At 70.1% G+C, this 8177-nt stretch carries 7 protein-coding genes; 2 read left to right on the forward strand and 5 right to left on the reverse strand.

Annotated elements, in window-relative coordinates:
- Nucleotides 1-5: 5 nt before the first annotated feature.
- From phnE (JMJ55_RS30860) to phnD (JMJ55_RS05990), 5 genes are all read right to left on the reverse strand, one after another.
- Nucleotides 6-992, reverse strand: a complete 987-nt coding sequence (gene phnE / locus JMJ55_RS30860; protein ID WP_236033447.1) for a phosphonate ABC transporter, permease protein PhnE — start codon at nt 990-992, stop codon at nt 6-8.
- Nucleotides 989-1861 (reverse strand): phosphonate ABC transporter, permease protein PhnE, encoded by an 873-nt coding sequence (gene phnE, locus JMJ55_RS05975; protein WP_202824599.1) that lies wholly within the window; start codon nt 1859-1861, stop codon nt 989-991. Before phnE (JMJ55_RS05975) ends, phnE (JMJ55_RS30860) begins: the two co-directional genes overlap by 4 nt.
- Entirely contained in the window at nt 1858-2829 is a 972-nt protein-coding gene (phnD, locus tag JMJ55_RS05980; protein WP_202824600.1) for a phosphate/phosphite/phosphonate ABC transporter substrate-binding protein, read from the reverse strand. Before phnD (JMJ55_RS05980) ends, phnE (JMJ55_RS05975) begins: the two co-directional genes overlap by 4 nt.
- Before the next feature lie 33 nt (nt 2830-2862).
- Nucleotides 2863-3681, reverse strand: a complete 819-nt coding sequence (phnC, locus tag JMJ55_RS05985; RefSeq protein WP_202824601.1) for a phosphonate ABC transporter ATP-binding protein — start codon at nt 3679-3681, stop codon at nt 2863-2865.
- 68 nt (nt 3682-3749) lie between these two features.
- Nucleotides 3750-4739 carry a phosphate/phosphite/phosphonate ABC transporter substrate-binding protein gene (phnD, locus tag JMJ55_RS05990; RefSeq protein ID WP_202824602.1) on the reverse strand — a complete coding sequence of 330 codons (990 nt, stop codon included), beginning with the start codon at nt 4737-4739 and terminating at the stop codon, nt 3750-3752.
- A gap of 148 nt (nt 4740-4887) precedes the next feature.
- Between phnD (JMJ55_RS05990) and JMJ55_RS05995 the strand changes: the two genes are divergently transcribed.
- Nucleotides 4888-5853, forward strand: a complete 966-nt coding sequence (locus JMJ55_RS05995; RefSeq protein WP_202824603.1) for a tripartite tricarboxylate transporter substrate-binding protein — start codon at nt 4888-4890, stop codon at nt 5851-5853.
- Nucleotides 5854-6101: 248 nt separating this feature from the next.
- Nucleotides 6102-8177 (forward strand): FG-GAP repeat domain-containing protein (locus JMJ55_RS06000; protein ID WP_202824604.1); only part of this gene is annotated, 2076 nt, incomplete at its 3' end.

The following is an 8177-nucleotide window of genomic DNA, read 5'->3' on the forward strand; positions in this document are numbered from 1 at the left end:
GCCGGTCACCGCCCAGCCGGGCACGGCCGGCTTCGGCACCCGCGTCCTCCGCGCCACCGTGAAGCAGCAGCTCGGCGGCCGGCTGGAGATGACCTGGGACCCGGCCGGATTGCGCTGCGAGATCGCGCTGCCGGCGGGGCGGAGCGTGGTCGGGGAGGGGGGTTAGCCCCCCCGATCAACCGCCGCCGCAGCCGCGCCGAAAGCCAGTCGATCGCCGCCACCGTCACCACCATCAGCAGGATGATGAAGGCGACCTCGTCCCAGTGCCGCACCCGGATGCGCTCGGCGATCTGCAAGCCGATCCCGCCCGCGCCGACCACGCCGAGGATCGCGGCCGAGCGCGTGTTGCTCTCGAAGAAATACAGCGCCTGGGCCAGCATCACCGGCAGCACCTGCGGCAGCAGGCCGAAGCGGAGCCGCGCCAGGAAACCGCCGCCCGCCGCCGTCACGCCTTCCACCTGCCGCCGCTCGGCATTCTCCACCGCCTCGGCATTCAGCTTGGCCAGCACGGCGACATCGGCGGTCGCGATCGCCATCACACCCGCCAGCGGCCCGAGCCCCACCGCGCGCACGAAGGCCAGTGCCCAGATGAGCTGATCCACGCCGCGGAACCCGTCGAAGACCCGGCGCAGGGAGAAGCGGAACAGCGCGTTCCGCACCACATTGCCGGCGCCGAGGAAGCCGAGCGGCACCGCGACCAGGGCGGCCAAGAAGGTGCCGAGGAAGGCCATGGCGACGCTCTCGGCAAGGCCTTGCAGGATATCGACCCAGAGCTCGCCCGGCGAGGGCGGCACCATCAGCCGGAGGATGGTCAGCAGCCCCGCCAGCCCGTTCCACAGCCGCGCCGGCGCGAAGTCGAAATGCCAGAGCGCCCAGCCGAGCCAGAGCAGGAACAGCAGGCCCGCCGCCAGCCGCAGCAGCCGCCCGCGCACCGTGCCGCCGAAGGCCCCCGGCATCCGCGCCTGCCAGGCGGCGATCTCGGCCGTGGTCATGCCAGTGCCCCGATCACGCGATGCCGCAGCCGCTCCGACAGCAGGTCGATGGCGCAGACGGCGAGGATGATGAGGAGGAGGATGGCGCTGATCTCCTCGTAGTAGTTGAAGGAGATCACCTTGTAGAGCTCCTCGCCGATCCCCCCCGCGCCGACGAAGCCGATCACGCTGGCCGAGCGCAGGTTGATCTCGAAGCGCAGCAGCGCGTAGCTCAGCAGGTTCGGCGCCACCTGCGGCAGCACCGCGAAGCGGCAGGCCTGCGCCCAGCTTCCGCCCGCCGAGCGCACGCCCGCCCAGGCGCCGAGCCCGGTATTCTCGATGGCTTCGGCGAAAAGCTTGCCGCAGGCCCCCGCGGTGTGCAGCGCGATCGCCAGGATGCCCGCCAGCGGCCCGACGCCGAAGGCCCAGACGAGGATCAGCGCGAAGACGATCTCCGGCACCGTCCGCATCGCCTCCAGCAGCCGGCGCGAGAGCTGATAGGCCAGCGTCCCGGCGCCGAGATTGCGCGCCGCCGGGAAGGCCAGCAGCAGCCCCGCGCCCGCCCCCATCAGCGTCGCCAGCGCCGCCATGTTGGCGGTCTCCAGCAGCAGCCAGGCCCAGCTATCGAGGCGATACATCCAGAAAGCGAGGCTGCCCTCCGTCTCCGTCCCGGCCAGCAGGCTGTCCCAGCGCAGCGCCGGCAGGATGCGGGAGAAATACTCGCCGATGCGCGGCAGGCCGGCGAGCAGCGTCGCCGGATAGGCCTCGCTCACCCTGGCCGAGGCCAGCAGGCAGAGCGCGAGCAGCGCAAAGCCGAGCAGCGTCGCCCGCCGCCGCTGCCGCAGCGCCGCCTGATAGGCGGCCTCGCCGGATGCGATCGCGCCGCTCACCCGCGCCGGCGGCGTTCCGCCGCCTCCTGACGTCGCATGTCGATCATGAACTGGTAGTCCGCATGGGAGACCTCGCGGTAGCCGGCGCCGCCGCCGCGCTCGATCTGCTTGTAGATGTCCGGATGCGCGCGCGGCAGCGCCAGGTGGAAGAGCTTCATGTCGTCCTTGAAGGCCGCGGGCAGTTCGGTGCGGACCGTCTGCGGCCCGTTGATGATCGGCTCGGACCGCCAGATGACGCGCATCTGCTTCATGTCGACCAGGCCCTTCTCGACCATCGCCCGCAGCGCGCCGCGGGTGAAGCCCTCGCTCGCCTCGCCCTGGCCGGAGGCCCAGGTGACGGCGGCGTCGTATTGCTTCTGGAGGACGGCGACCACCGCCTGCTCATGCCCGCCGGCGAAGCCGGTGCGGCCGAAGAACTGCTCGGGGTTGATCCCCTGGCGGCGCAGCGAGAAGCGCGGGATCAGGTAGCCGCTGGCGGAGTTCGGATCCGACCAGGCCATCGCCTTGCCGCGCATTCCCTCCAGGCTGGTGATGCCGCTATCCGCCCGCACCAGCATCACCGCGACATAGGAGATGCCGCCATCGCTCTCCTCCGTCGTCACCAGCGGCTCGACGCCGCCATTCGTATCCAGCCAGGCGCCGGCATAGGCGGCGGGCGACATATTGGCGATGTCGAGCTGCTTGGCGCCGAAGGCCTGGATCACGCCGGCATAGTCGCTGGCGGGATAGAGCCGCGCGGGCACGCCGAAGGTCTTCTCCATCAGATCGCGATAGGCGCCGAAGCGGCCCAGCCGGTCGGCCTCGTTCTCGCCGCCCAGCAGCCCGATCCGGATCTGCGGCAGCTGCGCCCGCCAGTCGCGCGGCCCGGCGGTCGGGAAGGCAAGATCGGGATCGACGCTCCGCCGCTGCGCGAGCGCAGGGCAGGGGAGGGCGAGCAGGGCGGCAAGGGCGGCGCGGCGCGTGGGCATGGGGCGTTCCTGTCCCGGGGCGGAAACCCGGGACTATGCCACCGCGAGCCGGGCCGGGGCAGCCGCCGCCCGCCGCCGCGCCTCGGCCTCGGCGGCGAATTCCTGCTCGGAGATGCCGTAGATCGCCCGCACCCGCTCCGGCGTCAGCGCGCCCGGCGCATCGTCGAAGACCACGCGGCCGGCCTGCATGGCGACGATCCGATCGCAATATTCCCGCGCGGTGTCGAGGTGGTGCAGGTTCACCAGCACGGTCAGCCCATCCCTGCGGTTCACGTCGCGCAGCGCATCCATCACCAGCTGCGCATTGCGCGGATCGAGCGAGGCGATCGGCTCATCGGCCAGCAGGAAGCGCGGCTTCTGCAGCAGGGCGCGGCAGATCGCGACGCGCTGCTGCTGCCCGCCCGAAAGCGTCTCCGCCCGTTGCAGCGCCGTCTCGGCCAGGCCGAAGCGGTCGAGCGCGGCGAGCGCCATCGCCCGCTCCTCCGCCGTGAAGCGGGCGGCGAGCAGCACCATGAGCCGCCGCCAGCCGCGCTGCCAGGCCAGCCGCCCGATCAGGACGTTGGTCAGCACATCCAGCCGCTGCACCAGGTTGAATTGCTGGAAGACCATGGCGCAGTCGCGCCGCCATTCCCGCAAGCCGCGGCCCGACAGCGCCGTGACATCCCGGCCCCCGGAGAGGATCCGCCCGGAACTGGGCGTCTCCAGCCGGTTGATCATCCTGAGCAGGGTCGACTTGCCCGCGCCGGAGCGGCCGATGATGCCGACCATCTGGCCGTCCGGCACCACCAGCTCCACCCCGTCCACCGCCGTAGTGGCGCCGAACCGCCGGGTCAGCCCCTTCAACTCCAGCATGCCGCGCGCACCCATCCAGGCTGGCGGGAGGGTGGGGCCAGCCGGCGTCCGGTTCAACCCTTCCACGATCAGGACCGGCGCCGGCGCTCGCTGGCCTCCGCCTTGCGGAGATCGACGATCAGCTGGAAATCCTCGTGCTTCGCCTCGCGGTAGCCGGTGCCGCCGCCGCGCTCGATCTCGCGGTAGATGTCCGGATGCGCCTTGGGCAGCGCCAGGTGGAAGAGCTTCATGTCTTCCTTGAAGGCCGCCGGCAGTTCGGTCCGCACCGCGGTCGGCCCGTTCGGGATCGGGGCGGAGCGCCAGATGATGCGGAGGTCGCTCATCTTCAGCATCTCCTTCTCCACCATGGCGTGGAGGTTGCCGCGGCTGAACCCCTGCGCCTCGTCGCCCTGGCCGGAGGCCCAGGTCACCGCCCCATCATACTGCTTCTGCAGCACGGCGACGACGCCCTGCTCATGCCCGCCGGCGAAGCCGGTCCGGGAGAAGTACTTGCCGGTCTCCGGGTCGATCCCCGCCTGGCGCAGCGCGAAGCGCGGGATGAGATAGCCCGAGGTGGAGTTCGGATCGGCCCAGGCCAGCGACTTGCCGCGCATCTGCTCGATGCTGGTGATGCCGCTGTCGGCCCGCACCACCATGACCGAGATATAGGAGATAGAGCCGTCGCTCTCCTCCGGCACCACGATCGGCTCGATCCCGCCATTGGTATCCAGCCAGGCGCCGGCATAGCCGGAGGCGCCGAGGGACGACATCTCGATCTGCCTGGCGCTGAAGGCCTGCAGCACGCCGGCATAGTCCGAGGCGGGGAAGAGCCGCACCGGAACCTTGAAGGTTTCCTCGATCAGCTTCTGGTAGGCGCCGAAACGGCCCAGCCGGTCGCTCTCATTCTCGCCGCCGAGGAGGCCGATCCGCAGAACCGGGACCTCCGTCTTCCAGGCCCGCTCCCCGGTCTTCGGCATCTCCACCCCGGCATCGAGGGTGCGGCGTGCGGCGGCGCCGGCGGCGGCGGGCAGCATGGCGGCGCCGGCGAGGAGGCCGGCGAAATGGCGGCGGGTCAGCATGGGGGTCTCTCCCGATGGCGTTGCGCGGCCTCTAGCAGCCGCCCGGGACAGGCGGATGATACCGGCGTGACATCCCCGTGACGCCGCGCCGGGGCTTGCCGCCGCCCGCCGCCCCGGCCAGCCTGGGGGTCAATCCGGGAGGACAAGAATGCCCAGCCGCCGCACCCTGCTGGCCCTGCCAGCCCTGCTCGCCCCCCGCCTGGCCGCGGGGCAGGAGGCCTATCCGGCCCGCGCCATCACCGTCTATTCGGGTTATGCGCCGGGCGGCGTCACCGATGTCACCTCCCGCGCCGTCGCCGAGCGGATGGGGGTGGAGCTCGGCGTGCCGGTGGTGGTGGAGAACCGGGTCGGCGCCGCGACGGCGGTGGCCAATACCGCCGCCGCCCAGGCCAGGCCGGATGGCTATACGCTGCTGATGGGCACCTCGACGCTCGCCATCAATCCCGGCCTGCAACCCAACCTGACCCCGAAGGAGCCGCTGAAGGACCTGGCCCCGATCGGCATGGTCTTCCGCAGCGCCTTCGTCCTGCATGTCCATCCGGGCGTGCCGGCCCGCAGCACGGCGGAGCTGATCGCCTGGTGCAAGGCCAATCCCGGCAAGCTGAATTTCGGCAGCAGCGGCACCGGGGCGGTGAACCACCTGGCCCAGGCGCTCTTTGCCCAGCGGGCCGGGATCGAGGTGGTGCATGTCCCCTATCGCGGCGGAGCGCCGGCGCTGATCGACCTCCGCGCCGGGCGGATCGGCGCGATGTTCCAGGCGGTGCTGGAAGCCCTGCCGGCCCTGCAGGACGGCGCGACCCGCGGCCTCGCCATCTCCTCCGCGGCGCGGGAGCCGCTGCTGCCCGACCTGCCGCCGGTGGCGGAGACGCTGCTCGGATTCGACGCTGTGTTCTGGCAGGGCCTGTTTGCCCCCGCTGCGACGCCGGCGCCGGTCCTGGCGCGGCTCGGCACCGCATTGCGCGCCGCGACCGAGGATCCTGTGCTGCGCGCCCGCATGGCCCAGCAGGGCGTCGCCATCGCCACCGGCGACGCGGCCGAGCTGCGGGCGCTGCTGGAGCGCGAGACCGGCCTGTGGGGCCGGCTGATCCGGGAGGCGGACATCAAGGCGGAGTAGCGGGCTGCCCGGAATCCTGGCGCCTTTGCCGCAGATGTTAACGAATTAAGGACAGTATTCCCTCGGGGCGATGTTCTGTTCCGTAGAAAAAATATCTCCAGACAGTTACCAGGTCAGGATGTTTCTCAGCGGCTGTTTAATATGCCCGCTATACTGATAGCCGATGGCAGGCGTTTCACGCTTCGCTTCTTCTTGCTGAGAAGCGCCGCCATCCGTTGCTTCAGTAAGAGAGAGCAAGATACATGGGTGTGTCAGTTTCAGCCGCGCCGGTCCTTGGCGGCCTCAATCCCCTGACGGTCACTGAAGGCGATTCGCCGCATGCCGCCGCGAGCGGCCTCTCCGTCACCGGTGGCGCAAGCTATGGCGGCGGCTCCGTCACCTTCAACCTGAGCGATTCGCGCGGCTCCGACCAGCTCAGGCTGGTCAGCGCTGCCGATGGCAACGCTTCGGGCGCGGTGTCCTTCGATGCCAATGGCTTCGTCTATCTCGGCAACGGCACCGGCCGCGACATCATCGGCACCGTCGATGGCAGCCAGAACGGGCAGAACGGCCACCCTCTGACGGTCAACTTCACCGGCCCGATCCCCAACCCGAGCTTCGAGAATGCGCTGGCCGGCTGGACGATCGAGAACCAGCGCGTCCTCCTCGGCAGCACCGTCATCAACGGCCATGTCACGCCGGGCGATGTGACGGACCCGCCCAATACGAGCGGCGATGCCGATGGTGCCTCGATGTCCTTCGACCATGAAGTGTCGACCAGCGAGTACACGAACGGCCTCAACTCGCTGCGCCTGTTCAACAACGGCGGCACCGACAACGGCTACGATGTCGTCCATGGCCCCTATGCCTATTCCGGCACCTTCGAATCCATGGCCGGGGATGTGCTGCGCTTCGACTGGAAGGCGGAAGGGGGCACCGATGCCTATGACGCCTTCGGCTATCTGATGAATGCGGATACCGGCGAATCCGTGGTGGTGCTGAACCAGACCGGCGCCGATCCCTCCGGCGTGACGCCTTGGACCACCGCCACCGTGACGGTGCCGAAGGATGGCAACTGGTTCTTCGTCTTCGTCGCCGGCACCTGGGACGCGACCGGCGGCCAAGCCGTCGGCGGCTCGCTCTTCATCGACAATTTCAAGATCGTCAACGCGCTCGTCACCGATTCGGTCGTCCAGGCCGTCGCCAATCAGGTCACCTATGAATCGGCGACGGATGCCGCCCTGCCGTCCCGCACCCTGACGGTCAGCGTGACCGATGGCGGCGGCACCATGCAGACGGCGAATGCCGCCCTCGTTGTCACCAATATCGAGGACGCGCCGACCGGCGGGCTGGCGGTGGCCGGGACCGCGAAGCAGGGCGAGGTGCTGACCGCGCCGGGCGACATCGTCGATCCGGATGGCTTCGATCCCTCGGCCGTGGCCCGTCAGTGGCAGCGCCAGGGCACCGATGGCGACTGGATCAACATCGCCGGCGCGACGGGCACGACCTATACGCTGACCGAACCCGATGTGACCCACGCCATCCGCGTGGTCTCCAGCTTCACCGATGCCGGCGGCATCGCGGAGCAGATCACCAGCAACCCGACCGCATCGGTCGAGAATGTCAACGACGCCCCGACCGGCGGCATCGGTCTGTCCGGCACCCTGAAGCTGGGTTCGGTGCTGACGCTGTCGGGCGATATCGGCGACCTGGATGACCTCGGCCCCATCACCTATCACTGGGAACGCCAGAACGCCGATGGCAGCTGGGCCGATACCGGGGCGACGGGCACGCGCTACACCCTGGCCTCGGCCGATATCGGCCATGGGATGCGGGCGGTGGCGACCTATACCGATGGCCACGGCACGGCGGAACAGGTCGTCAGCACCAATGCTGCCGTCACCTTCGCCCCCGGCTCCTACTGGGGCCTGGCCGGGGCGGGTGACTTCGCCGGCGACGGCAAGGCCGACATCCTCTGGCACGGCCAGGGCGGCGATGTGGCGGTCTGGCAGATGAACGGGTCGCACGCCACCAGTGGCGGCGTGGTCGGCTTCAGCCCCGGCAGCTACTGGTCCCTCGCCGGGACGGGGGATTTCGACGCCAACGGCACCTCCGACATCCTCTGGCGCGGCCAGGGCGGCGAGGTCTCGGTCTGGCAGATGAATGGCACCCAGATCAGCGGCGGCGGCCCCGTGGACTTCAACCCGGGCGACTACTGGAGCGTTGCCGGGACGGGCGACTTCAACGGCAACGGGACGTCCGACATCCTCTGGCGCGGCCATGGCGGCGAGGTGTCGATCTGGCAGATGAACGGCAACCAGATCAGCGGCGGCGGCAGCGTGGAC

Origin of the sequence: Belnapia mucosa (genome assembly GCF_016775475.1) — a bacterium.
In the GTDB taxonomy this organism is placed as follows: Bacteria; Pseudomonadota; Alphaproteobacteria; order Acetobacterales; family Acetobacteraceae; genus Belnapia; species Belnapia mucosa.

Bases quoted from the DNA above. Each gene is read 5' to 3' on its own strand.
- phnC (WP_202824601.1), bottom strand. From the start codon at position 3,681: ATGCTGGAGTTGAAGGGGCTGACCCGGCGGTTCGGCGCCACTACGGCG.
- phnE (WP_236033447.1), bottom strand. From the start codon at position 992: ATGACCACGGCCGAGATCGCCGCCTGGCAGGCGCGGATGCCGGGGGCC.
- phnD (WP_202824602.1), bottom strand. From the start codon at position 4,739: ATGCTGACCCGCCGCCATTTCGCCGGCCTCCTCGCCGGCGCCGCCATG.
- JMJ55_RS05995 (WP_202824603.1), top strand. From the start codon at position 4,888: ATGCCCAGCCGCCGCACCCTGCTGGCCCTGCCAGCCCTGCTCGCCCCC.
- phnD (WP_202824600.1), bottom strand. From the start codon at position 2,829: ATGCCCACGCGCCGCGCCGCCCTTGCCGCCCTGCTCGCCCTCCCCTGC.